Annotated in this window: 22 protein-coding genes and 1 pseudogene; 10 read left to right on the forward strand and 13 right to left on the reverse strand. The window is 72.0% G+C overall.

Annotated elements, in window-relative coordinates:
* Positions 1-7: 7 nt before the first annotated feature.
* Positions 8-916: an NADP-dependent oxidoreductase gene (locus OP04_RS07695; protein WP_033338817.1), complete on the reverse strand. Its 909-nt coding sequence runs from the start codon at positions 914-916 to the stop codon at positions 8-10.
* Between the two features lie 67 nt (positions 917-983).
* Between OP04_RS07695 and OP04_RS07700 the strand changes: the two genes are divergently transcribed.
* Positions 984-1,595 (forward strand): TetR/AcrR family transcriptional regulator, encoded by a 612-nt coding sequence (locus OP04_RS07700; protein WP_051797255.1) that lies wholly within the window; start codon positions 984-986, stop codon positions 1,593-1,595.
* On the opposite strand, the gene OP04_RS07705 is transcribed toward OP04_RS07700, so the two are convergent.
* Together OP04_RS07705 and OP04_RS07710 are read right to left on the reverse strand one after the other, a co-directional pair.
* Entirely contained in the window at positions 1,596-2,021 is a 426-nt protein-coding gene (locus OP04_RS07705; RefSeq protein WP_157239445.1) for a hypothetical protein, read from the reverse strand.
* Positions 2,022-2,163: 142 nt separating this feature from the next.
* Complete coding sequence (locus tag OP04_RS07710; protein ID WP_033338819.1) at positions 2,164-2,649, reverse strand: Ig-like domain-containing protein; 486 nt, start codon at positions 2,647-2,649, stop codon at positions 2,164-2,166.
* 320 nt (positions 2,650-2,969) lie between these two features.
* On the opposite strand from OP04_RS07710, the gene OP04_RS07715 reads away from it, so the two are divergent.
* Positions 2,970-3,299 (forward strand): L-rhamnose mutarotase, encoded by a 330-nt coding sequence (locus OP04_RS07715; protein ID WP_033338820.1) that lies wholly within the window; start codon positions 2,970-2,972, stop codon positions 3,297-3,299.
* A gap of 89 nt (positions 3,300-3,388) precedes the next feature.
* Positions 3,389-5,215 carry an NB-ARC domain-containing protein gene (locus tag OP04_RS07720; RefSeq protein WP_157239447.1) on the forward strand — a complete coding sequence of 609 codons (1,827 nt, stop codon included), beginning with the start codon at positions 3,389-3,391 and terminating at the stop codon, positions 5,213-5,215.
* Here the strand turns inward: OP04_RS07720 and OP04_RS07725 are convergent.
* The 4 genes from OP04_RS07725 to OP04_RS07740 form a co-directional block, all read right to left on the reverse strand.
* On the reverse strand, positions 5,212-6,039 hold the full coding sequence (locus OP04_RS07725; RefSeq protein ID WP_033338821.1) for a PIG-L family deacetylase: 828 nt from the start codon (positions 6,037-6,039) through the stop codon (positions 5,212-5,214). The two genes, OP04_RS07720 and OP04_RS07725, sit on opposite strands and share 4 nt — an antisense overlap.
* Before the next feature lie 37 nt (positions 6,040-6,076).
* The gene (locus OP04_RS07730; protein WP_033338822.1) at positions 6,077-6,271 is read right to left on the reverse strand and encodes a hypothetical protein; all 195 of its coding nucleotides are present in this window, start codon (positions 6,269-6,271) and stop codon (positions 6,077-6,079) included.
* Between the two features lie 696 nt (positions 6,272-6,967).
* A complete protein-coding gene (locus OP04_RS07735) occupies positions 6,968-8,284 on the reverse strand; it encodes a carboxylesterase family protein (protein ID WP_085066301.1) in 1,317 nt (438 codons plus the stop codon).
* Positions 8,285-8,402: 118 nt separating this feature from the next.
* Positions 8,403-8,819, reverse strand: a complete 417-nt coding sequence (locus tag OP04_RS07740; protein WP_033338823.1) for an HPF/RaiA family ribosome-associated protein — start codon at positions 8,817-8,819, stop codon at positions 8,403-8,405.
* Positions 8,820-9,106: 287 nt separating this feature from the next.
* Here OP04_RS07740 and OP04_RS55480 point away from each other — a divergent pair, with 287 nt between their 5' ends.
* On the forward strand, positions 9,107-9,976 hold the full coding sequence (locus OP04_RS55480; RefSeq protein ID WP_232323508.1) for a winged helix-turn-helix domain-containing protein: 870 nt from the start codon (positions 9,107-9,109) through the stop codon (positions 9,974-9,976).
* A gap of 110 nt (positions 9,977-10,086) precedes the next feature.
* On the opposite strand, the gene OP04_RS07755 is transcribed toward OP04_RS55480, so the two are convergent.
* Positions 10,087-14,442, reverse strand: a complete 4,356-nt coding sequence (locus OP04_RS07755; protein WP_033338824.1) for a S8 family serine peptidase — start codon at positions 14,440-14,442, stop codon at positions 10,087-10,089.
* A gap of 209 nt (positions 14,443-14,651) precedes the next feature.
* Between OP04_RS07755 and OP04_RS51475 the strand changes: the two genes are divergently transcribed.
* The gene (locus OP04_RS51475; protein WP_232323509.1) at positions 14,652-14,813 is read left to right on the forward strand and encodes a hypothetical protein; all 162 of its coding nucleotides are present in this window, start codon (positions 14,652-14,654) and stop codon (positions 14,811-14,813) included.
* Positions 14,814-14,912: 99 nt separating this feature from the next.
* Here OP04_RS51475 and OP04_RS07765 read toward each other — a convergent pair whose 3' ends face one another.
* Positions 14,913-15,992: a hypothetical protein gene (locus tag OP04_RS07765; protein ID WP_157239451.1), complete on the reverse strand. Its 1,080-nt coding sequence runs from the start codon at positions 15,990-15,992 to the stop codon at positions 14,913-14,915.
* A 166-nt stretch (positions 15,993-16,158) separates the two neighbouring features.
* On the opposite strand from OP04_RS07765, the gene OP04_RS07770 reads away from it, so the two are divergent.
* The gene (locus OP04_RS07770; protein ID WP_063746566.1) at positions 16,159-18,714 is read left to right on the forward strand and encodes a transglycosylase domain-containing protein; all 2,556 of its coding nucleotides are present in this window, start codon (positions 16,159-16,161) and stop codon (positions 18,712-18,714) included.
* Between the two features lie 506 nt (positions 18,715-19,220).
* A complete protein-coding gene (locus OP04_RS07775; protein ID WP_051797258.1) occupies positions 19,221-20,927 on the forward strand; it encodes a DUF6461 domain-containing protein in 1,707 nt (568 codons plus the stop codon).
* Here the strand turns inward: OP04_RS07775 and OP04_RS07780 are convergent.
* Positions 20,920-21,324, reverse strand: coding sequence for a hypothetical protein (locus tag OP04_RS07780; RefSeq protein ID WP_033338826.1), 405 nt, complete (start codon positions 21,322-21,324; stop codon positions 20,920-20,922). The two genes, OP04_RS07775 and OP04_RS07780, sit on opposite strands and share 8 nt — an antisense overlap.
* 53 nt (positions 21,325-21,377) lie before the next feature.
* Here OP04_RS07780 and OP04_RS07785 point away from each other — a divergent pair, with 53 nt between their 5' ends.
* Both OP04_RS07785 and OP04_RS07790 read left to right on the forward strand, forming a co-directional pair.
* Entirely contained in the window at positions 21,378-22,049 is a 672-nt protein-coding gene (locus OP04_RS07785; protein ID WP_033338827.1) for an NAD(P)-dependent oxidoreductase, read from the forward strand.
* A 151-nt stretch (positions 22,050-22,200) separates the two neighbouring features.
* A pseudogene (locus tag OP04_RS07790) lies at positions 22,201-22,863 on the forward strand (alkaline phosphatase PhoX); the annotation flags it as partial.
* 9 nt (positions 22,864-22,872) lie between these two features.
* Here the strand turns inward: OP04_RS07790 and OP04_RS07795 are convergent.
* Both OP04_RS07795 and OP04_RS07800 read right to left on the reverse strand, forming a co-directional pair.
* Positions 22,873-23,343 (reverse strand): mannan-binding lectin, encoded by a 471-nt coding sequence (locus tag OP04_RS07795; RefSeq protein WP_198153763.1) that lies wholly within the window; start codon positions 23,341-23,343, stop codon positions 22,873-22,875.
* A gap of 89 nt (positions 23,344-23,432) precedes the next feature.
* On the reverse strand, positions 23,433-24,383 hold the full coding sequence (locus OP04_RS07800) for an LLM class F420-dependent oxidoreductase (protein WP_232323510.1): 951 nt from the start codon (positions 24,381-24,383) through the stop codon (positions 23,433-23,435).
* Positions 24,384-24,485: 102 nt separating this feature from the next.
* Here OP04_RS07800 and OP04_RS07805 point away from each other — a divergent pair, with 102 nt between their 5' ends.
* The gene (locus OP04_RS07805; protein WP_033338828.1) at positions 24,486-25,076 is read left to right on the forward strand and encodes a TetR/AcrR family transcriptional regulator; all 591 of its coding nucleotides are present in this window, start codon (positions 24,486-24,488) and stop codon (positions 25,074-25,076) included.
* A 67-nt stretch (positions 25,077-25,143) separates the two neighbouring features.
* Here OP04_RS07805 and OP04_RS07810 read toward each other — a convergent pair whose 3' ends face one another.
* Complete coding sequence (locus OP04_RS07810; RefSeq protein WP_157239453.1) at positions 25,144-25,587, reverse strand: hypothetical protein; 444 nt, start codon at positions 25,585-25,587, stop codon at positions 25,144-25,146.
* Positions 25,588-25,614: the final 27 nt, after the last annotated feature.

Here is a 25,614-nt window from a genome sequence, read left to right on the forward strand (position 1 = left end):
CACCCATCTATTTAATAGCCTCACGGACGGTGATGACCACCTTTCCGCGCGCGTGCCCCCGGGCGATCCGCACGTGCGCGGCCGGGCCGTCGGTCATCGCGTACTCGGCCGCGACCGGGACCGTCAGGCGTCCGGCCTCGGCCAGCGCGGCTGCGGCGGCGAGCGCGGCCGGCACCCCGGCCGGGTCGACCCGGAGCAGGCTGACGCCGTGGGCCACGTTCCTGGTCACCAGCGTGCGGACCCGGGCGGCGCCGCCCGCCAGCGTGACCAGCTCGGCGACGTCGCCGTGGCCGCCGACGTCCAGCGCCGCGTCGACCCGGGTGCCGACCCGCGCGGGCAGGCCGGGGCCGTAGGCGACCGGTTCCGCGCCGAGCGAGGCCAGGAACGCGTGGTTCGCCGGGCTGGACGTGCCGATCACCCTGATTCCGCGGGCGACCGCGAGCTGCACCGCGACCGCGCCCACTCCCCCGCTCGCGCCGTCGAGCAGCAGCGTGTCGCCCGCGCCGAGGCCGAGGACGTCGAGCGCGTGGGCCGCGGTGGCGACGCCGCCGGCCGCGCCGCCCGCCTCGGACCAGGACCAGGCGGCGGGCTTGTGCGCCCACAGGTCGAACACCGCGAACTCCGCGGTGGTGGCGCCGCCGGGGCGCACGCCGTAGACCTCGTCGCCGGGCCGGACGCCCTCGACACCGGGGCCGACCTGGTCGACCACGCCGGCGGCGTCAACGCCCACGACGTACGGCAGCGGGATCTGGAACATGTTCTTCCAGGCGCCGGAGCGCAGCGCGTCGTCCGCGGGCGAGACCCCCGCGGCCCGGACCGCGATCCGGATCTCGCCGGGGCCGGCGTGCGGCGCCGGGACCTCGGCGACGGTCAGGACCTCGGGGCCGCCGTGGGCGGCGAACAGCAGAGCCTTCATCACGTGTGCTTTCGTTGACGGGAAACCCTTCGCGGCACACGCTAGGAATCGGGGAGGTGCGGCGGCCATGGATCACGACGAAGTGAGAGACCGGGGCGGAAAGCTGTCTCGGAAGCCGGTACGCCGTGACGCGGCCGAGAACCGGCGGCGGATCCTCACCGCGGCGCGGCGGCTGTTCGGCCCCGGCGGCGACGCGGTCCACGTGCGGGACATCGCGCGCGACGCCGGCGTGTCCGCGGCCACGCTCTACCGGCACTTCCCGGCCCGGCGCGACCTGATGGACGCGGTGCTCGCCGACCAGGCCGGCACGTGCGCGGCCTCGGTGCGCCGCGCGATCGACGAGCCGGACCCGGCGCGGGCGCTGCGCGACTACGTGGAGCACGCGTTCACCGCGCAGGCGGACGGCGTGCTGTTCGCGGACGCGATCCGGGAGGCGAACGCGGGCCTGCCCGGCCACGCGGACCGGCTGGAACGCTACCGCCGTGACCTCGCGGTGCTGGTCGGGCGCGCGCGGGCGGCCGGCGTGGTGCGCCCGGACCTGACCGCCTCGGACGTGCTGCTGATCCTCGCGGCCGGCGGCGGTGCGGGCCGCGGTCTCGACACGTCCCGAGATCCCGCGGCCCGCTCCCGTCGCCTGGCCGGCATCGTGCTCGCCGGCATCGGCCTGTCCGGCGTCTGATCAGGCGCAGAGGTTGATGTACCAGACGGGCTGGAAGTCGACGATGGCCTTGCCGCCCGGCGGGGTGGAGGCGATCGGGCGGTGGCTGGAGTCGAGGTACTGGACCGTGACGTTCTGGTTGTTGAAGACGCGGGAGTACCGGGTGTTGACCCCGAAGTTGCTCAGCGCGTACTCGGTGCACCGGTAGAACTGGAAGCCGATGTACTGACCACCGCTGCCGACCTGGAAGGTGCAGAAGCGGCCCGCCAGGCAACTGTCCACCCAGGCGACCTGATCGGTCCTGAGCGGGTCCACGGTGACCTCAGCCTGCGGGCTGACCGTGACGATCGCGCCGAGTGCGCTCGCGGAAACCGGCGCCGCGTGTGCCGGTGTGGCGGCCAGCACGGCGGTGACAAGCATGGCGAATGCCAGCAGAACCCTTTTCATGGTGTCCCCTCGTCCAAGAGCTTTGCTCTATTGGACGGGCTGCGGACCGTGCGCCCAACGGTTTCACCGGTGGTCTAAAGGTGCAGCTCAGCGGCCGGTCCACGAACGTCCGCCGGGTGGCGGACGTTCGTGGACCACTCACCTAGTCGTCCTCGGAGTGCTCCGGCGACGGGTGCTCGCTCTCCACCGGCGACGACGACGGTACCGGCAACGCTGACGGCGACGACGACGGCGCGGTGGAGGGGGACGGGGACGGCTTGGGCCGGTCCCCGCGAGGCTTGGACTTGCGCTCGTCGCTGTCGCGGCCGTTGCCGCGCCGGTCGACCGCCCGCACCTTCCAGCGCACGTCGCCCTTGTACGCGGACAGGTCCGCGACCAGCTCGAACGGCGCCGTGGTGTCGGTGGCGACCACCCGGCCGCGGACGATCAGCGACACGCCCTTCACCCCGGACGGATCCTTCGCGGAGACCTTGACCGTGAGCGTGTTGCTCTCCAGCGCGTACGACGTGACGGTCAGCCGGGGCCCGGACCGATCGCCACCCTTCTTGGCCTGCGCGGCCGAGGCCGGCACGGTGAGCAGGCCGCCGGTCAGCAGCAGGGCGACGGCGGCGGATGCGACTCTGCGCATGGGCGACTCCTCAACACCAGGGGACCCCCCGCTTCGGCCACCACCGGCCGGACCTGAGAAATTCCCGGGACCGGTGCATGCCACCTGGCCTCGTGTTCTGAAAGTCGGCTGTATGAGATTGACCGGACGGCCCATAGCCGATGGATCAACGGGCGTTCACCGTCCGGCGCAAATTTGACTAACCTGCCCTCAGTGGTCGAAAGGCGAAGCGGGCGCCACGCTTCGTTGAAGGGGCTGTTCGACCTCCGACTGGCGGCGGGCCGCGCTGAACACCGCGCGCGGCCTCGCCGCCGACCGGCTCACGGGCCTAGAGTCCCGGCATGCGCATCGCACTGCACTCCGTGGTCCAGCCGGGCACGGCCGAGGAGTACCTCCGCCTGCACGCCCGCGTACCCGACGACCTGCTGCCCGCGTTCGCCCGCGCCGGCATCCACGACTGGACCATCTGGCGCTCCGGTGAGCGCCTCTTCCACCTGGTCGACTGCGACGACTGGGACGCCGCGGTCGCGGTGCTGGACACCGAGCCCGCCAACGCGGCCTGGCAGCGGACCATCGGCCGGGTCGTCCGCGAGTTCCACGGTCCGGACGGCAAGCCCGCGTTCGCGCCGCTCGCCGAGGTCTGGCAGCTGACTGACCAGTTGAACACCTGATCGGGCGTCCCCCGGACGCACTGTCCGTCGCCCGCCGTCACCTCCCGTGTTCGCATGGGCGCCACGTCGGAGAGCGAGGGGGACGAACGGTGCCAGACGAGCGTCCGGTGGACCTGCTGCGGCAGCGGCTGCGACGGCTGCACACCAGCGCCGGCCTGCCCAAGGCGGACAGCCTCAAGGACCACGCGCACCGCCGCGGGCACCGGGTCAGCCGATCAGCGCTCGCCGCGGTCACCGGCGGGTCCGGCGGCATGCGCTGGGCCACGGTCGAGGCGTTCGTCGACGGGTGCGCCGGATACGCGGCCAGTCGCAGCCGGCCGATAGCGGCGCAGGAGCTCACCATGACGGCCTGGCGCGAGCTGTACGAGCGTGCGTTCCCCCGGCAGCGCGGCACCACGCGGGAAGCGGACCGGATCCGGATCGGCACGGTCCCCCGCCCGGCCGAGTGCCACCAGCCGCGCGCGTCGGTCCGCGGCATCGCGGCCCGGCCCGGACGCTGGCTGCTGACCGGTCCGGGCGGCGCCGGCAAGACGCAGGCCGCCGCGCACCTGGCGGAGGAGCTGTGGCGCGGACGCGAGATCGACCTGCTGATCTGGATCCCGGCGGTCTCGCAGGAGCAGATCGTCAGCGGGTACGGCCGCGCGTCCGCCGCACTGGGCCGCCCGCTGCTGGAGATGCTGGCCGAGGAGGGCCGGCGCTGGCTGCTGGTGCTGGACGACGTGACGGACGCGGTGGAGCTGGACGGGCTGCTGCCCCCGGCCGGCGGCCGTACCGTGATCACCACCCGGTTGCCCGCGTCCGCGCTGCAGGGCCGGGAGGTGCCGCTGGACGCGTTCACGCGTACCGAGGCGCGCGAGTTCCTCCGCACCCGGCTGGCCGAGCGCCCGGACCTGGCCGACGACCTGGACGGCATCGCGGCGGACCTGGGCGGGCTGCCGCTCGCGGTCTCGCTGGCCGGCGCGATCATGGCGGAGGAGGGCGTGCCCTGCTCCTGGTACCGCCACCGGCTCGCCTCCCGCGGCGCGGGCGTGCACCGCGACCCGGACCGTGCGGTCGCGGCGTCGCTCGCGCTCGCGGTCGAGGCCGCGGACCAGGCCCGCCCGGCCGGTCTCGCCACGCCGCTGCTGGCGCTGGCCGCGGTGCTCGACCCGGCCGGCATCCCGATCCCGGTGCTGCTCACCCAGGCGGTCCGCGACTGGCTGTGCCTGCACGCGCCCGCCGCGGGCCCGCCGGACGCGGACGAGGTGCGCGCGGAGCTGCGCTGCCTGCACCGGCTCGGCCTGATCGGCGCGGACGACACCACCGTCACCATGCACCCGCTGATCCGCCGCCTGCTGGTCGACGACCTGTCCGCCGCGGAGCTGGCCGGCGCCGCCACCGCCGCCGCGGACGCGATCCTCGAGGCGTGGCCGGACTCAGAACGCGATTCCGGCTACGCGGCCCGGCTACGCGCCGGCACGGACGCGCTGGCCGCGGCCGGTGGCGACCCGGTGGCGCTGCACCCGGTGCGGGCCCGCGCCGCGCACAGCCGTGGCACGTCCGGCGACACCGCCGGCGCGGCCTCGGCCGCCTCGCACCTGGCCGCGGACACGGCCAGGCTGCTCGGCCCGGAGCATCCGCGCACGCTGCTGGCCCGCGGGAACGCGGCGCGGTGGCGCGGCGAGTCCGGCGACGTGGCCGGCGCGGTCACGGCCTACGAGCTGCTGCTGGCGGAGTCCATCAGGGTCTTCGGCGCCCGCCACGCGAACACCTGGACCTGCCGCAGCAATCTCGCCCACGCCCGCGGCCTGGCCGGCGACACCGCGGGCGCGGTCGCCTCGTTCACCGTCCTGCTCGCCGACTGCGAGTCGGTCCTGGGCCCGGCACACCCCGGCACCGCCTCCGCCCGCGCCAACCTCGCCCGCTGGCAGGGCTAGCGCAGGCCCGCGAACAGGTCGTCCTCCGGGAGCGGCGCGCCCGTGGTGTCGCGCATGCGCAGGAAGGACTCGGTGGCGAGCATCTGGGCGAACGTCTCGCGGCCCATGTTGATGAAGAACGCGCCGTCGCCCTGGCTGCCGTGCGCTGCCAGCGCGTCGAACTTCGCGTCGATCACGTCGGCCACGGCGACCCGGGTGGTGATCTCCTCGTCCGGCCAGCCCATCGGCGGCATCTCGTCGAAGTCCGGCGAGTCCTCGGGCAGCAGGTTCGCCGCCCGCATGCGGTCGACCATGTCGCGCATCGCGGAGCGCGGGACGACGCTCCAGTAGACCTTCGCCCGCGTGCCGGACAGCTCCACCGCGGCCATGGTCACACGGTGGGCCTGGATGTGGTCCGGGTGGCCGTAGCCGCCGTTGTCGTCGTAGGTGACCACGACGTCGGGCTGGTACCTGCGGATCAGCTCGGCGACGCGGGCCGCGGCCTCGGGCACCGGCGTGGCCCAGAACGCGCCGGGCATCTCGTTGGTGTCCCAGCCCATCATGCCGGAATCGTGGTAGCCGAGTCGTTCGAGGTGGGAGACCTTCAGGATGGCGCAGCTGGCGTCCAGCTCGGCGTGGCGGATCGTGGCGACCGCCTCCGGGTCGTGGCCGGCGTCACCCGGCTTGGTGCCGTCCGGCCCGTCGCCGCATCGCCCGTCCGTGCAGGTCACCACGACCGTGGTCACGCCCTCGGCCGCGTACCGGGCGAGCACGCCGCCGGTGCTCGTCACCTCGTCGTCGGGGTGGGCGTGGACGGCCATCAGGGTCAGGGGGCGGTTGCTCATGATCCCAGCGTACGGACCGCGAGGTCCTGGACGCCGATCACCCGCGGCAGTTCCGGCCGCGCGGCCGACTCGGAGCCGGCCGCGCCGTCATGATCAGGATGCGTTGGTCCTGGCCATCGCTGTGCAGCGTCTCCAGATCCAGGTCGAGCAGGCCGGCCGTGGCGTGCAGGACGCGCAGGCGCGTGGTGTGTTTCACGGCCTGCTCGCCATGGATGCCGCTCAGGGCCGGCACCCGAAGCGCCCCGCCGATCTGGTCGCCGGATCGCCGCCCAGTCCGCCGCACACGCCCCGGCCTGGGCGCTTTCCTGAGACTTCGGCGTCGGGTGCAGCGTCGCCCTTGACCGTCGGCACTCGGCACCCGAAATTTCGCCATATGGCGGTCAGATCGCCGCGGCACCCGGCACCGGAGATCAGCAGGTCCGGTTCCGCCGCCCCCAAGACCACCGATCACATTCAAGATCCAATTCATGTTCCCGCTTCCGGCGTGGTCCGGCAGCGTTGCTCCCGCGGGCACCGGTCGTCGCTGGCGCTCCTCCCTGCCGGTGCCGCCGTGGTCCGGAAAAACCCGCCCGACCGTTAAACACCGAAATTTCGGGCGCGGGGCGCCCGGATGCCCGGATCGATGCCGCCCACACGGGCGGCTCGGGTGCCCGGGACCCGCGGATCGACGCCGCCCGGAGATAAGAGGCTCGGGACGCCCGGAGACGGCAGGCTCGGGACGCCCGGCATCGCGGATCGAAGCTGCGCACGCGGTTCGCGAGGAGCCCCTGGAAGTGGCCGGTGACAGCGGCCCGCACGGGTGTGCCGGACCACGGCGGAACCGGCTCCTCGCGTCGTGCGGAGCGCCAGCGGAGCCCGGCGCGAGGTTTGCCCGCGGGAGCAACGCTGCCGGACCAAGTGGGTCTGGGGTCGCCCCCAGGCCGGCTCATCAGAAGTCGAACGGGTGGGACGGGTCGGGGGTCCAGCCCGGGTCGCCGGTGGCGGCGAAGCGGAACCACGCCTCACGCATGGGGGCGCCGTCGGCGAGGACTTCGGGCCAGGGCAGGCCGTTGAGGATGGGGGCGCCGGACCAGTCGGGTTCGTCGCCGAAGAGCCAGGGGAGTTCGCCGCAGTGGGCGCCGCGGAGCGGGAGGGACGGGGTGGGGGCGGTGATGCGGTAGGTGTGGACCTGGGCGCTGCCGGAGGCGAGCAGTTCGGCGAAGCGCTGGGCGGGGCGGGCGAAGACGCGGGCGGTGGAGGCCTGTTCGAGGCCGGGGACGGTGGCCAGCGGGGTGCCGCGGAAGAAGTAGGCGAGTTCGCGGGCGGCGGTGCCGACGATGACCTGCAGGGACCTCGCGCCGGTGCGTGCGGCGTCGGACCAGTCGGCGGGGGCGGGCAGCGGGTCGGCGCCGGCTACCGGCATGAACGCGGGGACGAGGCCGCCGACGGTGCGGACGGCGAGGTCGCGTTCGGTGCGGATCTGGGCGGCGACGAGCTGGGGCACGGTGGCCGTGCGGGGCGGGACGCCGAGCCTGCGCAGGAAGACGGCGGAGGCTCGGGCGGACGCGGACGGCGAGCCGAGGCCGAGGCCGAGCGGCGGGGACTGCAGGATCGCGCGGTGGAACAGACCGTGGGCGGCGGGCATGCCGAGCAGGCAGGCGACCGCGTGCGCGCCGGAGGAGTGGCCGATCAGCGTGATCCGGTCCGGGTCGCCGCCGAGGTGGGTGGCGTTGTCGCGGATCCAGCGGAGCGCGGCGACCTGGTCGGCGAGGCCGAGGTTGCCGGGTGAGAGGCCGGGTGCGCGCAGCCAGCCGAGCGGGCCGACGCGGCTGCCGACCGTGATCACGACGGCGTCGCCCTCGCGGGCCAGACGGCGCGGGTCGTAGCGGCCCCAGGCGGTACCGCCGGAGCGGAACGCGCCGCCGTGCAGGAAGACCAGTACCGGGCGGCGGGCGTCGTCCGCGGCCGGGGTGGCGACGGTGAGGCGCAGGCAGTCCTCGGTGAGCGGGCCGACGTCGATCACGCCGAGCGGCGAGGTGGGGCGGGAGCGGGGCTGCGGGGGCGATCCCACGTCCTCGAGCGCGTCGCGGGTGCCGGTCCAGGGCTTCTCCGGCTCGGGGAGCGCGAAACGGCCGGCGATGGCGTAGCGGACGCCGCGCAGCACGGTCAGGCCCGGCTCGCGGCGGCCGCGCAGCAGGCCACCGGCCACCCGCACCGGCGTCTCCTGATCCGTGGAACGGTCCGGGCCGGGCGTGGTCATGGTCATCGTGGTGCGTCCCCCTCGCTGGCCCGCCGGGTTCCGGGGGCTTGAGGAGACGGTGCCATGGCGCCGTCCGCGACGTGCGCGGGCCCCGGCGGTGGTCCGCCGGGGCCCGGGTGCACCGTCAGTTCTGCTCCGCCGCGGGCAGGCCCTCGGCCGGGATCAGCTCCGGGTCCTCGATCTCCGGGCGTCCCTCGCGCAGGTGCCGATTGTTACGCGGCTCCTGCCGGGTCTTCGCGTCGTTGAGCTTGCGGCGCAGGTCGTCGCGGACGTCGTGCAGGGCCGCGTGCAGGTCCTCCTCCGTCGACGTGGTGACGATCTTCGGGCGTCCGGCGATCCAGCACTCCAGCGTGACCTTCTGCCCCTTGGCCTCGCGGTCCTTGACGGAGACCTCCAGCTCGGTGGCGTCCGTGTCGAACGCGGCCAGGCGCGCGTCCAGCGTGGCGAACTGCTCGGCGATCCAGTTGCGGTCGCCCTGGGTGAATCCCGTGCCCACCCGCAGGCAGGTGTCGACGGTAGCGGGGCTCGCGGCGGTGCTCATGGCAGCTCCTCACGTATCTTTCCGGTACGGCGTGCGCCGGGCCTCGCGACCCCGCGCCATGCCGACCTCATACCCGCCCTGGGCCGATCCAATACGCATTTGCTGCTATTTCGCGTCCATCTTTATCGATGCATTCCTATGTCTCGCTGCGTGTCGCGCATACGACAACAACCGGCATCAGACCAGGAGATACTTAACCGGCACGTGACAATGCCGCATTAGGGTCTTGCCAATTGATCGTCATCACAGCGATGTCCCGGGTTTCGCGGGGATTCCGGAGGGGCGGCATGGCGGAGATCCCGGTAACGTCATTGACCATCGGCATCGCGGCCACGCCCGACGACCGCCGCCGCCTCGCCCGCCTCCTCGGCGACACCGAGGCCTTCCTGATCGTCTCCAGCGTCGACCAGGCCCGGAAGTTCCTCGATATCGTCAGCTCCCCCGAGTCCCCCGCCGATCCCGCCGCCGTCTCGCGCGGCGTGGCCCTGCTCCGCGACGCCGACCCCGGCAGCGTGGCCGGCGACGCGGTCTTCGCCGGCGGCGTGGCCGGCGACGCGGTCATCGCCCGCGGCCTCACCCACGAGGCCTTCGACTCCACCCCGCACGACGCCGCAACGCCAGACCCGGTCCTGCCGGTACGGCGTGCCGACGTCGAGTCATCGTCACGGCGCGCCGACCTGGAGTCACCCGCACGGGGGCTCAGCGCGGAGTCTGCCGCGCGGCGCGCCGACGCCGGATCACCGCTCCGGCAGGCCGACGTGCAGTCGCCGACGCGGCCGGGCGGCACGGAGTCCGCGGACCGGCGGACCGGCACCGATTCGCCGGCACGGCAGGTCCAGTCACCGGTGCGGCGCACCAGCCCCGACCAGCCGTCCGGCCTGCGCGTCGACTCCGACCGCCGGGTGCTGCGCTGGCAGGACCGCGAGATCGACCTGACCCCGCTGGAACACGACTTCCTCAACTGCCTCGTCGCCTCCCCCGGCCAGGTCTGGACCTACAAACGCCTGCACCTCGAGGTCTGGGGCAACGAACACCTCGGCCGCGGCTCCGACCTCCACTCGGTCGTCCGCCGTATCCGCCGCAAACTCACCTGGCTCGGCACCTCCGCCAGCATCCAGTCCGTCCGCGGCGTCGGCTTCCGCTTCGCCTCCCACTGAGGTGCGGGCAACGCCCGGCTGATTCCGGGCCCTCGACGCCGAAAGCCCGATGAGGACGGGCCCGCCCCGCGCCTCTCAGCGCGGGACGGGCCCTTCACATCAGCACCGGCCTAGCAGCTCGTGGGCCTCAGCACCCAGTCCACCGTGGTCGGCGTGCTCGTGTTGATCTCCGCGGTACGGGTCTGGGGCTTCCACCCGTCCTTGGCGACGATCAGCGTGAGCGGGTTGTTGCGGTTGTCCAGCCAGTACGCGTACTTACCGGCTGCGTCCGTCGTGAACGTGAACTCCATCGCCCACGTGTCCACCTGCACCGTCGCGCCCGCGAGCGGCGCCCGGACGCCCTGGCAGTTGACCCCGACCACGGTCCCGAGCAGCTTGCCCCACGTCGTGGGCGGCTGCACCGTGAGCGTCACCGGCACCGGAGCCACGCTGTACGGCGTGTTCTCCTTGATCCCGATCGCGGCCGTGTAGACACCCGGCTGCTCCACGTTGCCGGTCAGCCCGACCGTCACCGACACCGACGCACCCGGCGCGAGCGTGGCCGCGGTCTTGTCCAGCGTCAGCCAGGACACGTCCGCCGCCGAGGCGCACTCGGTCAGACCGGGCAGCGCCTCGCTGTCGTTGGTCGCGTTGAACTGCCCCGAGGAGCCGCCGACCTTGTAGAAGCCGCACGCCGCGCCACCGCGGTACCGGGGGGTGTTGGCGTTCGGCAGCGCGGACCAGGACGACGCCGACGGGTCGTAGGCGAAGCCGGCGTTGGTGATCGCGCCGCCCTGCGAGCCGCCGACGACCAGGAGCTTGCCGTTGGCCACCGCGAACGACGACGCCCAGTTGTCGGTCGGCGCGTCCGCGATCGCGGTCCAGGTGGTGCCGTCGAAGGAGTACGACGCCTTCTGCGCCGCGCTGCCGTCGTTGCCACCGGTGCAGTAGATGACGTCCTCGATGGCGCCGCAGGAGGCGAACGCCACCGACTTCGGGTACGCCGCGACCGTGGCCCACGTGTTGGAGCCCGGGTCGTAGGCGACCACGGAGTTGGACATCGGCGTGCAGTTGGCGGTGGTGCAGCCGCCGATGGCGTAGAGCTTGCCGTCCGCGACCGCCTGTCCGGCCGCGGCGCGCGGCGCGGGGTTGTCGGCGAGGCGGGTCCAGGCGTTGGCGGCCGGGTCGTAGGACCAGGTCACACCGGACGGGCCGGACGCGCCCCAGCCACCGGTGGCAATGATCTTGCCGTCGATGACGCCCACGGTCAGCGCGTTGCGTGCCTCGGGCAGGTCGGCGATGCCGGTCCAGGTGAGGGCCCCGGCGTCGTAGACGTAGTTCTTCGTGGTGGAGGCGGAACCGTTGCCGCCACCGATGGAGTAGATCTTGTCGTCGAGCGAGACGACCCGGTTGTCCATGACGGCGCTCGGGTAGTCGGTGATGTCCGCCCACGGTGCCGCGTTCGGCGCCGGGGCCGGGGTGGTCGCGTTCGCGCCCATGCTGACCTTGCTGGCGAACGAGGCCTTGGTGGTGAGGCGCTGCAGCGGCGCGCCCGCGGAGGCGAGCAGCTCCTTGTCGGTGATCTTGGAGCCGTCCGCGCGCTGCAGCTCGAAGCCGCCGGCCCGCTCGCTGAACTCCAGTGACACCGGCAGGCCGCCGTTGTTGGTGACGGTGAGCGTCTTGCTGGTGGCGCCGTTCGGCAGGCGGACGGTGCCGGTGATGCCGTCGGCGGGCGTGACCGTGATCTGGCCGGCCGCCAGCTCGAACGCGGCGGTGACCGTCTTGTTCGCCTTGATGGTGACGGACTTGGTCTGCGCCGGGTAGTTCGCGGCCGCGGCGGTGAAGTCGGACTTGCCGATCACCTTGGAGACCGCCCAGAAGAAGCCGTCGTCCAGGCCCGGGTCGTCCGGGGTCGCCGTGGTCACGGCCTGGGTGCCGCCGCCGGTGACGGTGGCGCCGTTGACGAAGCCGCCGGTGTTCTTGTCGGCGACGTGGCCGACGACGAGACCGCTGGTGAGCGGCTTGCACTCGACCGTGCTGCCGATGAGCACGTTGTCGACCTGCCACCACCACTCGTAGCTGGCGTCGTAGTAGTGGAAGCGGACCTGGACGGCGGACTTGCCGGCCGCGGCCGGGATCGGGATCTCGGTGACGCGCGGGCCGGGTACGTCGGCGGTCTGGCGAAGCACGTTCGTCCAGGTGGTGCCGCCGTCGATGCTCAGGTCCACGTCGGCCTTGTCCGAGCCGAGCCAGTTGAAGTCCTGGTTGAAGCGGATGACCGGCGCGGTGACGCTGGTCAGGTTGACGACCGGGCTGACGAGCGAGGTGTCCTGCGCGCCGCCGGAGCCGTACTTGTCACTGTCGATGATCGCGAAGCCGCCGCTGCCGCCGGTCTTGTTGCCCCGGTTGCCGTCGTCGGTGAACTTCCAGACCTGGCCGCGGCCGGCCGCGTCGGTGACGGTCCAGCCGGTCGGGGCGACGCCGCCCTCGAACGCGCTGTAGGTGCCGTCGGAGACGTAGCCGTAGCCGGGCGCGGTCGCGCAGGACGCGAGCTCGATCGGCACGGCCTTGTCGTAGGTGGTGTCCGAGACGCCGACCGTGATGTTCTCGCTGATCGTCTGGTAACCGGGGTACACCGGGTCGACGGTCAGCTGGTAGGTGGCGCCGGACGGCAGGTCGAAGTCGTAGTAGCCGTCGGTCGGGTCGGTGTAGTCCGAGACGCCGGACGGGCCGGCGACGCTGACCTTGGCGTAGAGCGGCCAGCCGTGCCCGGAGCCGTCCGTGATCGTGCCGGTGATCTTGACCTTCGGCACCTCGGCCAGCGCCACGTCGAGCGTCGCCGTGGTGTTGGCGGTGATCGTCACGGTACGGGTGACGGTCCCGAACCCGAACGCCGCGACCGTGACCGTGTAGGCCCCGGCCGGCAGCAGTGCGCTGTACGTGCCGTCCGCGGCCGTGCTCAGCGAGCGGTCGATCTCGCCGGCCACCGTGACGGTGGCGCCGGAGACCGGTGCGCCGCCCGGCCCGGTGACCTTGCCGGCCAGCGTGCCGGTGTCACCGATCGGCGCGGAGTTGAGCAGCGCGAGCGCGTCGAGGCGGCCCTCGCCGAACACGTTGTTGTCGGACGCGGTGCCGCCGCAGGTGGTGTTGTTGACGTCGATCGCGCTGCCGTCGAGCAGCGCGCGGGTCTCGGCGACCTTGCCCACCAGCGCGGGCGCGGCGGACCAGAGCAGCGCGATCGCGCCGGCCAGGTGCGGCGTCGCCATCGAGGTGCCGGAGAAGGAGGCGTAGCCGCTGCCGGGGATGCTGGAGCGCACGTTGACGCCGGGCGCGGAGATGTTCGGCTTGATCTCGCCGTTCTGTCCGGCGCCGCGCGAGGAGAAGCTCGCGATCGCGTTGTTCACGTCGTACGCGCCGGTCGAGTAGTTGCTGACCAGGCTGCCCGGGGAGCCGCTGGAGTTGCAGCCCCGCGCGCCGATGTTGCCGTTCGCCCAGACGCCGAAGATGCCGGACGCGGTCCAGGCCAGCGTCACGTCCTCCATGAACGGGTCGTTGGACGGCGCGGTCGTGCCCCAGGAGTTGTTGATGATGTTGGGGCGCTTGCTGGCGTCGGGGTTCGCGCCGTCCAGGTCGGTCGGCTCGAGCATCCACTGGCCGGAGGTGATCAGCGCGGCGTCGGAGGGGCAGCAGCCGTTGGCCGCGATCCACTTCACGCCGGGGGCGACGCCGATCTGGTTGGCGCCGTCCGCGCCGGCCATGGTGCCCATCGTGTGGGTGCCGTGCTCGTCCAGGTCACAGGGCGCGCCGGAGCAGGTGCCGGCCGCGTCGTACCAGTTGTAGTTGTGGTCGAACGTGCCGTCGCCGTTGTTGCCACGGTACGAGCCGACGAGCGCGGGGTGGTCGAACTGGACGCCGGTGTCGATGTTGGCGATGACGATGTTCTCGCCGGTGACGCCGTACTGGGTCCAGACGTCGTCCGCGTTGATGTTGGAGATGCCCCACTCGAGGGCGTTGACGGCCTTCTCGTCCTTGCCCTCCTCGACCTCCGGGATCTCGTACGCGATGCTCGGGTAGAGGCCCTCCACCTCGGCGAACGCGGCGATCTTCTGCGCGCTCACGGTCGAGCCGCCGGTCACCTTGATCGCGTTGGTGGCCCAGAAGGCCTGGTAGGTGGCGCCGGTCGCGTTGAGCTCCGCGCGGACCTTCTCCTGCGAGGCCGCGGCGGTCTTCCTCAGCTCGGCGGCGACCGCGGTGCCGCGCGCGTTCCAGTCCGTCATCGCGGAGGCCTTGCTCAGGTCGGCCTTGGCGCCGAACCGGATCCAGTAGTCCGCCTCGCTCTTGGCCGCGAACTGCGACTCCAGCGCTGCGGGGATCTTGTCCTCCTTGGCGGCCGCCTGCGCGGGCTGTGCGCCCACGACGGCCACCAGGAGGCTCGCGGCGGCCACGGCCGAGGCCGCCGCCGCTCTGAGCAGGGGGGATCGATGCATAGATGCCTCTCCTCGGTACGACTCGGGGTTGAGCGAGCCATGCGGAGGGCGGCGGAAGTCTCGCCCCGCCGTTCGGCTGAGAGCGGAACGGCGAACTTCCATGCCCAGGCTCCGGAGGGATGACGCCGGTAGCCCGAAGGGACACTATGATCTAGCAGAACGGACGATCAAGACAGTACGTAAGCAACTTGTCACCAACAGGAAAGCCCGTGGACGACGATCCGACACCCCTGCTGATCGCGGTCGCGACCTCCCCCGCCGAGCGGCTGCGGCTCGCCGAGCGGCTGGAGGGAATAGCCCCTGTGCTGCTGGTTTCCGATCTGGACGAGCTGCGCCGGCTGCTGAGCACGGCGCCGGACGAATCCGGCTGACGCCCGCGCGCAAGTCGCGGACATCAGCAGTTTCCGAGCATTCAGCGGGCTCTCGGCGTACCCCCAGCGGATTTTGATGTTTAGCACGCGTCCGATCGGTTACGACGCCGCGTCGGTGAGCGGGAACCAGGTGGCGTGGTCGGACACGTCCGCGATGACCGCCTCGTTGACGATCTTCTTGAGCTGCGGCTTCTCCAGCTGTCCGGTGCGGGTGTGCGCCTCGGTCACCCACCGGCCGTCCGCGGAGAGCGTGCGGCACACGTCCTCGGTCGGGCAGGTCGCGGGCTCGCCCGGCTTCAGGCCCTCGGTGTCCTTCGCCCAGGCCGCGTCGTAGACGGAGACCACGACCGTGGGCTGGCCGGTCTCGACCGGGTCGATCGGCGCGGTGATGCCGCGGTACTCCGGACGCTGCCCGATCAGCCGCACGCTGCCCATCAGGTAGCTGACGCCGACCGGTGCGTCCGCGGAGGCGCCGCCGGAGACGAGCGTGAACCCGTCCGGCACACTGACCAGGTCGATCGGCGTGGTCGCGGGGTACGGGTCCACCGTCTTGAAGCCCTCCGCGATCGCGATGAAGTCCTCCCGGGGGTACGACGCCCGGTAGCCCACAGTGGAAATCACCGCCCACGCGTCGTCCGCGTACTCCCAGGCCAGGCCCGGTGCGGGCAGTTCGCCGGAGGCATAGCCGTCGCGGTAGGGCATGTTCTCGGAGTACCAGCCGAGCCGCCCGCCGATCGTGATCGACTCCTGGTCCGTGTAACGCACCGGGTCGTAGACGCCGGGCCGGTAGACCGTGAGCAGCGCGCCGTAGGACTGCAGCGTGTCGGTCACCGTGCCCGCGTCGTCCGTCTTCTCGACCACCTCGTACGGCCGGCGGACCTGCGCCTCCTGGTAGCCGGGCGTGGCCAGCACCGGCTCGGTGACCTTCAGGCCGCCCGCGGCGTAGCCGTGGAAGGTGTAGTTGAACGCGGGCGCGGCCAGCCCGTCCGCGACCGCGTCGCCGGGCACGCCCAGATGACCGGCCTCGGTCTCACCGTCCGTAATGGTGACGAACCCGTTCGTGTTGTGGGCCAGCATTACTCCGCCGGCGATCACGCCGAGCACGGTCAGCCCCGCGGTGATCAGCGCGATGCGGGTTCCCCATCGATCCCGTCGCAGGTCAGGGTCGGTGGGCGGCATCTCGTACACGGTGGAGGCTCCTGCCTGTATCTCCGAAGTTCCGCCCTAGAAAACGGCCGGCGCGGGGGCAAGGTTCGAGGAATTCCCGGCTTTCGGCGACGCGGGGTGGTTCCGGCCACGTCTAACGAGGGAGAATCCGATCACCAGTACCCGTTGAAGGAGACCGATGGCTCCGCCCCTGACCCGGCTGATCGACACGGTGCGCGCCTTCCGGCTGCCGAACCTGTTCCGTGCCGGCCGCCGGGACCACTCGCCGCTCACCGGTGTGTTCTCCCTGGTGATCTGCGGCCTGCTGGCCGGTGTGGTGGTGGCCGCGGCCGCCTTCCCGATCGCGGCCATCTCCGGCCTGGCCACGAAGTCCGGCATCGAGGCGTACGACAACCTGCCGACCGAGCTGACCGTGCAGCGCACGCCGCAGAACACGTACCTGTACGCGTCGGACAACAAGACGCAGCTGGCGATGGTCTACGACGAGAACCGCAAGGACGTCACGTTCGACGAGATCCCGCAGGTCATGCGCGACGCGATCGTGGCGGCCGAGGACCGCAGCTTCTACGAGCACCACGGCGTGGACTACCGCGGCGTGATGCGCGCGTTCCTGAACAACCGGTCCGGCGGCTCCGGCCAGCAGGGCGCGTCCACGCTGACCATGCAGTACGTGCGGATGGCGATCTCCTACTCCGCCACCCACCCGGCGGACGTGGTCGCGGCCACCGAGGACACCACCGCGCGCAAGGTCCGCGAGATGCGCTACGCGATGCAGCTGGAGGAGGAGATCTCCAAGGAGGAGATCCTCACCCGCTATCTGAACATGGCGCCGTTCGGCAACGGGGCGTACGGCATCTGGGCCGCCAGCGACGTCTACTTCTCCAAGCAGCCCAAGGACCTGACCGTCGACGAGGCCGCGCTGCTGGCCGGCACCGTCAAGGCGCCGTCCGCGTTCGATCCGACGAACGAGGAGGGCAAGGCGCTGTCGCTGGAGCGCCGCAACAACTACGTGATACCCGGCATGGTCGAGCTCGGCATGATCACCGCCGAGGACGGCGAGAAGGCCAAGGCCGCGGAGATCAAGGTCAACGGCAAGCGGACGCCGAACGGCTGCGTGAACACGGCCAAGAACGACTGGGGCTTCTTCTGCGACTTCTTCTACCGCTGGTGGATGGACCAGGAGGCGTTCGGCGAGACCACGTTCGACCGGGAGCGGCGGCTGAAGACCGGCGGCTACCGCATCGTCACCTCGCTCGACCCCAATGTGCAGAAGTCCGCGCGCGCCAACGTCGGCAAGTACGCGCCGGACACGAACAAGAACGCGCTGATGGTCGCGGCCGTGACGCCGGGAACCGGGCACGTGAAGGCGCTGGCGGTCAACCGCGTCTACACCAACGACGACTCGAAGAACAAGGCCAACAGTGATCCGGCCAAGCGGAAGGCCGGGGTCAAGGGGTCGTACCCGAGCACGACGAACCCGATCATCACCGGCAGCCCGGACGTGGGCGGGTTCCAGGGCGGGTCCACGTTCAAGCTGTTCACGCTGATCGCGGCGCTGGAGAAGGGCTATCCGCTCACGTACAGCATCGACTCGCCGAAGCCGTACTACGTCTCCGGCTACCCGGTCGAGCCGAACAAGGACGGCCCGTGCCGCGGCAAGCCGGTCTACTGCCCGGAGAACGCGTCGAACACGCTGACCGGCACGTTCAACATGTGGAGCGGTTTCGGCCGGTCCGTGAACACGTACTTCGTGCCGCTGGAGGAGCGGGTCGGCGCGGACAAGGTCGTCGACGCCGCGAAACGCCTCGGCATCAAGTTCCGCGACGCCAAGGATCAGGAGTACGCGGACGACGCCTCGACCTGGGGCGCGTTCACGCTCGGCGTCTCCGGCACCACGGCGCTGGACATGGCGAACGCGTACGCGACCATGGCCGCCGAGGGCACCTACTGCGAGCCGATCCCGGTGCTGGAGATCAGCCAGGGCGAGCAGAAACTGGCCGCCGGCGAGCCCCGCTGCGAGCAGGTCGTCGACAAGGACGTCTCCCGGGCCGTGATCGACGCGGCCCGCTGCCCGGTCGGCGACCGCTCCGAGACGTCCCGCTGCACGAGCGGCACCGAGGGCGGCGCGCGGGCGAAGGTCGGCAAGCCGGTGGCCGGCAAGTCCGGCACCACGGACAGCTACCGCACCGCGTCGTTCGTCATCACCACCAAGCAGCTCACGGTCGCCGGCATCGTCGCCGACCCGGACAACCACAACACCAGCATGATCGGCGGCGGTGACGCCTGGTGGGACCCGCACTCCGAGGCCGTCAACCCCGCCGTGATCAACACGCTGGCCGAGTCGTCGAAGAACGTCGAGGCGAAACAGTTCACCCCGCCCAGCCAGAAAATGATCACCGGCAAGCTGGTCCCGGTCCCGTCCGTCATCTGCAACTCCGAGGCCGACGCCGTCACCCGCCTCAAGGCCAAGGGCTTCGTCGTCAAGGTCGCCTCCGAGCGCATCGACTCCACCTGCGCGGCCGGCCGCGTCGCCCGCGCCGAGCCCGGCGACAGCTCCGTCCAGGGCGGCACCATCGTCCTGCGCCTCAGCAACGGCAACGCTCCCCCCGCCCCGAAACCGACCACCACCCCCACCCGCGGCGGCGGCGACAACGACGACGACGGCCCCACCCTGCCGGACATCCCCGGCTTACCCGACATCCCGGGCCTACCGGACTTCCCCGGGGGCGACTGATCGGTGGAACAGCCGCCACCGATGCGTCTCCGGTGGCGGCCGACCGCCCAGACAGGCGCCGCAGCTGCTGACCTACTCGGCAGTCGCTGCCGGCGCGTGTCGGCAGCGACTGATCGCTCAGGCATGCGTCGCCGGTGCATTCCGGCGGCGCCTGCCGCATAAACCATTCATTTCCCGCTTCCGGCGACAACCCCAGATCAAGATCTTGTTTGCCCGCTTCCGGCGTGGTGCGGCAGCGTTGCTCCCGCGGGCAAACCTCGCGCCGGGCTCCGCTGGCGCTCCGCACGACGCGAGGAGCCGGTCCCGCCGTGGTCCGGCAGACCCGCGGTCCTCACCGCGACCGCTCCCCTGCCACGCGTCGCCACACCGAGGATCACAGCTACAAGGACCGCCGTGATCGCGCTGCTGGGCGCCGGGCCGCGGACCAGCCCGCGCGGCCTCGGCCCGGAGTTCGTCGTGCCGGAGCGCGGATCACGCCTTCCGCCACTGTGGACTAGCGTCGGGGCATGGACGAGATCACGGACGCCGAGCTGGCGGGGATCGCCCGGGGGATCGGGGCGCTGGCGGCCCGCATTCCGGACGGGCCCGCGGCGCGGCTGGGGCGATCGGACGCGACGGGAACGCCGGGGCGAGGGGCGGAAGGGGCCTGGGCGCTGGTGCCGGCGCACCCGATCGTCAACGGGCTGCGGGCACTGGGGCGTGACGCCGACCGGCTGCTCGGCGCGCTGGAGCTGGCCGTGCGGGATCTGGACGGCCCGGATCTGTCCGCGCGTCTCGGGCCCGCGCCGCAGGGGCCGCGGTTCATGCTGGTGACGCCGGAGCAGGACGGTGAGGCGATGCTCGCCACGTCCAGCCTGCTGCGGATGTATCCCCGGCTCGGTGATCTGGCGCTGGCGTGGAGCGAGCGGCTCGCCGCCCACCCGTCGGCCGTGTTGCCGGCCGCACCGGACGGCGCGGACGAGCAGACCATCGCCGCACGGCACGGGGCCGGGTACGCCGCGCTCGCGGTGAGCGTCGCGGGCGCGCTGCTACGCGGCGTCACCACGCCTCCGCTCTTCAGCCGGGAGGCGGCGGTCGTGGGCGTCGGGCTCGGGGTGGCCACGATCCTGCTGCGGACGGCGCCGAAGCCGAGCGGCTACCGGGCGGCGCTGCTGGCGCGGGTCCGGGCCGAGTACCTGTTCCCGCAGAACGGCCGGGGCAGCGCACACGTGGCCGGGCACCGGTTCGCGCTCGTCGAGAACGGCCGGTCGCCGGTCGAGGACGGCCGGTCGCCGGTCGACGGCGACTTCACGGCAACCGGCCTGGTCGCGGCCGTCCCCGGCGGTGTGGTGATCCGGACCGGCATCGCGGCCGGGCCGGTGCAGGTGGAGTGCAGCGTGTTCGCGTCCGCGCCGGAGGCGGTGCCGGAGGGCTGGGACGAGGTGGCGGAGGTCAGCTGGCGCGCGGCCGAGGGCGGGGCGACCGTGACCGGCGCCGGCGCACCGGCGGGCGACAACATAGGAGTGTCGGCACCGCCGTGGCCCGGCGACTACCGGCTGCGCGTGCACGCGAACGGCCGCGACCCGGAGGAGGCGTACGCCGAGTCCTACCTGCTGGAGGTCTGGGCCGCGCCGCCCTCCCCGCCGGTGGTGCTCCGGCGCACGGACCGCCTCGGTCACCGGCTGCGCGGTGAGCCGGAGCCGCCGGTGCCGCCGGAGCGGGCGTACCGCTGGATCCGCTCCTCGCGTCTGCGGATGGCGGCCACGGTCACGGTGGTGGTCGGGCTGGCGCCGGAGGCGGTGCTCGCCGCGTTCGGTGACGACCGGGAGGGGGTGGAGGTGGTCGGGATTCCCGGCGCGGTGCTGGTGGTGGAGGAGAACCACTATCGGGGCTCGCACGAGGAGGTGCTGGCCGCGCTGTCCGCGAACGGGCCGGCCGCGAGCATGTTCTGGAACGTGAACATGCTGACCCGGCTGTCGTTCGCGGAGGACGGGCGGGTGCTGGCCGCGTTCGAGCCGGGCCTGGACGCCGATGTGCCGGAGGAGGTGGCCGGCGTGCTGGAGGGCATCTCGTTCGCCGACGGTGGCGGCGTGGTCGAGAAGGGGCTGCTGGCGGTGGAGCGCTTCACCGGCCACGCCGTCATGCCCGACGACGTGGACAGGGACGAGGACGACGACGAGCCGGTGACGCCGCCGCGGCTCGGCCGCCGGCTGGGGACGATCAGGTTCATGTAGGGGTGCCGGTCCAGGTCGTGCGGTAGGCGGGCCAGGAGGCGCGCAGGTAGAGCGCGAACGGGATCCACCAGATGAGGTCGTTGGTGATGATGATGGCGACGGTCTGCCAGGGCCATTCGCCGGTCACGATGAGCCAGGCCAGGCCGATCGGGCCGAGGATCTTGCCGGCCAGGCCGACGGCGGCGGGGAGCCAGCCGTCGGCGGGGCGGCGGGCGACCTCCAGGTAGAGCAGGCCGTAGAGGCCGAGGACCATGCCGAGGCAGGCGAAGATCTGTGGTGTGCTGGACGGCGGCATGCCGGCCACGCGGAACAGCCACTGCGGGTCGAGGACGGCGTAGAGGCCCCAGAGGATGTTGTAGGTGCCGGCGGCGAGGAACACACGACGATGTCCGGTCATCCGCGGATGGTCGCACGGCGTACCCGTTGAACGAGGCTTCTAGGATCTTGATTGTGTCGAGGATCGTGATCGTGGCGGCGACCGGTGGGGTGGGCCGCCATCTGCTGCGGCTGTCCGTCGAGGCCGGGCATGAGGTGACGGCGCTGGTCCGCACGCCGCAGCGGCTGGCCGGGGAGCCGGTACGGGTCGTGCGCGCGGATCTGAACGCGCCGGATGCCGCCGTGCTGCGGGACGCGCTGGACGGCGCGGATCTGGTGCTCTCCGGGCTGGGGGCGCGGTCCGGGTCGGAGGCCGGGGTCGCGTCGCGGGGCACGGCGGCGCTGGTCGAGGCCATGCACGCCACGGGGGTACGGCGGATCGTGGCGGTCAGCGCGGCCTCGGTCGGGACGATCGCGTCTCCGTTGCGGCCGGACCCGCCGAAGCACAATCCGGGCGACGGGATCGTGATGCGGCACGTGTTCGCGCCGATCTCGAAGGCGCTGTTCCGGCCGCACTACGCGGACCTGGCGATCATGGAGGACGTGCTGCAGGCCAGTGGTCTGGAGTGGACGGTCAGCCGGCCGCCGCGGCTGCTGGACCACCGGTTGCGGCGCAGCTATCGGACCGCGGTGGACATCAACGTGCGCGGCGGCATGTTCATCGCGCGGGAGGACGTGGCCCGGCACATGCTGGCGATGGCGTCGGATCCGGCCACGATCCACCATCGGGTGGGTGTCGCGTACTGAGGAACGCCGTTCGCCGGACGCCGTTAATGTCACGCTGTGCCGCGCGAAAAGCACGCACAGCTAGCGTGTGCGGCATGGATCGACGATCGTTGTTGCGCGCGACCGTGGCCGGGGCTGCCGGAGGGCCGGCACTGCCGTTCACCACGTGGTGCGGCCGGCGATGGGCCGGTTCACGCACGAGGCGGCGGCCGACCCGGACCGCGGGGTGGTCTACCTGACCGAGGACGAGACGGACGGCCGGTTCTACCGGTTCGTACCCTCGGCGTGGGGTGATCTGTCCGCCGGGACGTTGCAGGTGCTCATCGCCGGTTCCGCGGCCTCCGGCTCGTTCAGCCGGCAGAACGTGCCGGATCCGGACGGCTCGCCGACCGCGACCCGGTATCAGGTGAGCGGCGCGAAGTCGTTCAACGGCGGCGAGGGCTGCCACTACGCGGCCGGCACGGTGTGGCTCACCACCAAGGGCGACAACCGGGTGTGGCAGGTGAACCTGGCGGCGGGCACGTACGAACTGGCCTATGACGACAACCTGGTCAGTCCGGCGTCGGCGCCGCTGACCGGCGTGGACAACGTGACCGGCGCGCCGTCCGGGGACCTGTTCGTGGCCGAGGACGGCGGCACCATGGAGATCTGCCTGATCACACCGGACGACACAATCTCGGTGTTCCTGCGGGTGACCGGCCAGGGCTCGTTTGAGCTGACCGGTCCCGCATTCACCCCGGCCGGCGACCGGCTCTGCTTCTCGTCGCAGCGCGGCACGTCCGGGTCGTCGTCCGGCGGGATCACCTATTGCGTGACCGGGCCGTTTCGTTCATAGGCGCTCCCTTCAGACGCGGAAGGTGCACTCCGCGACGCTCAGCTTGCCCCAGACGACGGTGCGCCACTGGCCGGTCCACGTGCCGCCGTAGCTGGCACAGATGTGCGGGCACTTGGCCTTCGCATCGTCGTTGTTCCAGAGCGGACCGGCCGGCACGTCCATCGTCCACTCGTCGGTGCCGTCCTGCTGGACCGGCAGCTCGACCTCGACCACGCTCATCCGGCCGTTGACGACGGTCCACCACTGGCCGGTGAACGTGCCGCCGTGCGCGGCCGCGACCCACGGCCCGACCTCCTGTGCCTGCTCGTTGCTCCACAGCGGCCCGGCCGGGATGGGGACCTTGAAGGTGCCACCGGAGCGGGCCGCCGATTCCTCCTGGGCGGTCCGCCCCACCGGTGCGGCCTGGGCGGCCGAGGCAGTGGCGAACGTGGCCAGCACGGGTGCACCGGCGGCGCCCGCCATCAGCACGCGACGATTCATGAGAGCCTCCTGATGATCATGCCGAGGAACCTCAGCGAAGTCACCGTAACGGCTCTGCGACCTGCGCAAACGTCAAAAGGAGGTACGTCCTAGGAGATCAGCGGGCGCAGCGCCTGGCCCGCCATGGTCACGATGCCCGGTTCGTGGCCGTTGGGAATCATGTTGATCATCAGGCCGCCGACGCCGTGTGCCAGAACCTCGTCGTGCAGCACGGACGCGACGTGGTCCGGCGTGCCGGCCACGGTGATCGGCGCCCAGTGCTCGGGCAGGCCGGCCATGATCTGTTTCGCCTCGGCCGCGGTCTCGGTCATCACGACGCGGCTCAGGAACGTGGTCTCCAGCGTCGCCGGGTCACGGCCGATCTCCTCGCAGCGCTCACGCAGCACGGCCAGCTTGCGTGGCACGTCGGGGCGGTAGCAGTTGATGTTCAGATGGTCGGCGTAGCGCGCGGCCAGCCGGAACGTCTTCCGCTCGCCGCTGCCGCCCAGCAGGATCGGCACGGACGGGCGCAGGCGAGGGTTGTTGAGGGCATTGCGCACCCGATACCACGCACCGTCGACGGTGGGCCGCTCGCCGCGCAGCATCGGGCCGATGATCTGCAGCGACTCCTCCAGCCGGGCGAAACGGTCCGCCCAGGTGCCGAACTCGAAGCCGTAATCCTCGTGCTCCCGCTGGAACCAGCCCGCGCCGATGCCCAGCACCGCGCGCCCGCCGGAGATCACGTCGAGCGTGGTCATGGTCTTGGCCAGCAGCGCGGGATTGCGATAGGTGTTGCCGGTGACCAGTGTGGCCAGCTGCACGCGTGAGGTCTCGCGGGCCAGCGCGCCCAGTGTCGTGTAGGCCTCCAGCATGGGTTCCTCGATCGCGCCGATGAGCGGCAACTGGTAGACGTGGTCCATCACCAGCACGGTGTCGAAGCCCGCGGCCTCGGCCTCCCGCGCCTGCGCCGCGACCGTGCCGAAGATCCGCCCCACCGGCGTGCCGGGATAGGTGAAATTCGGAATCTGGTAGCCGAGCCTGATGCCCGTTGCGTCAATCACAGTGTTTGCGTCAATCACAGTGCCGCCCATCGTGCGCGCCCCCGATGTAAGAACCGTCTTACACGGTAATCTAAGAACCCTCTCACATCAAGGGGGTACGGAATGGCGCGTGGCTATCACCACGGCGATCTGCGGGCCGCGCTGATCCGGGCCAGCCTGGAGCTGCTCGCCGAGACCGGGCCGGAGGGCTTCTCGGTGGCGCAGGCCGCGCGGCGGGCCGGCGTCAGCTCGGCCGCTCCGTACCGGCACTTCCCGGACCGGGAGCACCTGCTCTCCGCCGTGGCCACGGTGGCGGCCACCGAACTGGCGGCGCACATCGCGGCCGCGGTGGACGCGGCCGGGGACGACCCCGTCGACCGCTTCGCCGCCGCGGGGGCCGCCTATGTGCGCCACGCCGTGCGTACCGGCGCGGGTTTCACGGTGATCTTCTCGACCGCGCTGTCCGGCGTGACCGACGAGGCGCGCACGGAGGCCACACGCGCGCTGATGGAACGGTGGATGGACCTGGCCACGGCCACCGGCGAACGCCCCGTGCAGGACTCGCTGCACCTGATCGAGGAGCAGATCGCGCTGGCCCAGGGCTACACGGTGCTCTACACCAAGGGCTTCTTCCACCGCGACCTGGTGCCGCTGGAGGAGATCGCGGACCGGGTCACGATGGGCAGCCGACGTCTGGTGACGAGCGACGGCTGAACGTGGGCACCGGGGCGTCATGCACGCCGGAGGACGACGCGGATGACACCCCGGCCATCAGACCGGACTATTCGGCGAGGGCGATCACGGGCGCAGTGCCGTCCTGCGGCCCGACCCGCTCCACCTCTCCCCTGCGCACGCCGGTCACGCTGTCGAACCGGAGCGAGGCGCCGTCCGCATAACCGACCACGGCCTCGCCACCCTGCGCCGACACCTCGACCGCACGCCTGTTCCCCCGACGCACCGGCAGGCCGGGCCGGGTCAGCTCCACCGACCGCCAGCGCGGCCCCTCCGGACGCCACAGCCGCACCAGGTTTCCCGCCGACTCGATCGTCAGCACGCCCACGCCGCCGTCGTCCGCGAACGGCGCGCACTCCACCGGCGTCTCCAGGAACGGGAACGCGAACGCCGGCGAGCCGTCGGCCAGCGTCCGGAAGACCAGGCCGTGACGCCCGAAAGTGATCACATAATCCCCGGCGACGACCCGCCGGTTCTCGTCCATGTTCGACACCCGACCATCCTGAGGCATACCGATCCC

Origin of the sequence: Catenuloplanes japonicus (assembly GCF_000717135.1) — a bacterium.
Lineage (GTDB): Bacteria > Actinomycetota > Actinomycetes > Mycobacteriales > Micromonosporaceae > Catenuloplanes > Catenuloplanes japonicus.

Bases quoted from the DNA above. Each gene is read 5' to 3' on its own strand.
- OP04_RS07695 (WP_033338817.1), bottom strand. From the start codon at position 916: ATGAAGGCTCTGCTGTTCGCCGCCCACGGCGGCCCCGAGGTCCTGACC.
- OP04_RS07700 (WP_051797255.1), top strand. From the start codon at position 984: ATGGATCACGACGAAGTGAGAGACCGGGGCGGAAAGCTGTCTCGGAAG.
- OP04_RS07705 (WP_157239445.1), bottom strand. From the start codon at position 2,021: ATGAAAAGGGTTCTGCTGGCATTCGCCATGCTTGTCACCGCCGTGCTG.
- OP04_RS07710 (WP_033338819.1), bottom strand. From the start codon at position 2,649: ATGCGCAGAGTCGCATCCGCCGCCGTCGCCCTGCTGCTGACCGGCGGC.
- OP04_RS07715 (WP_033338820.1), top strand. From the start codon at position 2,970: ATGCGCATCGCACTGCACTCCGTGGTCCAGCCGGGCACGGCCGAGGAG.
- OP04_RS07725 (WP_033338821.1), bottom strand. From the start codon at position 6,039: ATGAGCAACCGCCCCCTGACCCTGATGGCCGTCCACGCCCACCCCGAC.
- OP04_RS07735 (WP_085066301.1), bottom strand. From the start codon at position 8,284: ATGACCATGACCACGCCCGGCCCGGACCGTTCCACGGATCAGGAGACG.
- OP04_RS07740 (WP_033338823.1), bottom strand. From the start codon at position 8,819: ATGAGCACCGCCGCGAGCCCCGCTACCGTCGACACCTGCCTGCGGGTG.
- OP04_RS55480 (WP_232323508.1), top strand. From the start codon at position 9,107: ATGGCGGAGATCCCGGTAACGTCATTGACCATCGGCATCGCGGCCACG.
- OP04_RS07755 (WP_033338824.1), bottom strand. From the start codon at position 14,442: ATGCATCGATCCCCCCTGCTCAGAGCGGCGGCGGCCTCGGCCGTGGCC.
- OP04_RS07765 (WP_157239451.1), bottom strand. From the start codon at position 15,992: ATGCCGCCCACCGACCCTGACCTGCGACGGGATCGATGGGGAACCCGC.
- OP04_RS07770 (WP_063746566.1), top strand. From the start codon at position 16,159: ATGGCTCCGCCCCTGACCCGGCTGATCGACACGGTGCGCGCCTTCCGG.
- OP04_RS07775 (WP_051797258.1), top strand. From the start codon at position 19,221: ATGGACGAGATCACGGACGCCGAGCTGGCGGGGATCGCCCGGGGGATC.
- OP04_RS07780 (WP_033338826.1), bottom strand. From the start codon at position 21,324: ATGACCGGACATCGTCGTGTGTTCCTCGCCGCCGGCACCTACAACATC.
- OP04_RS07795 (WP_198153763.1), bottom strand. From the start codon at position 23,343: ATGAATCGTCGCGTGCTGATGGCGGGCGCCGCCGGTGCACCCGTGCTG.
- OP04_RS07805 (WP_033338828.1), top strand. From the start codon at position 24,486: ATGGCGCGTGGCTATCACCACGGCGATCTGCGGGCCGCGCTGATCCGG.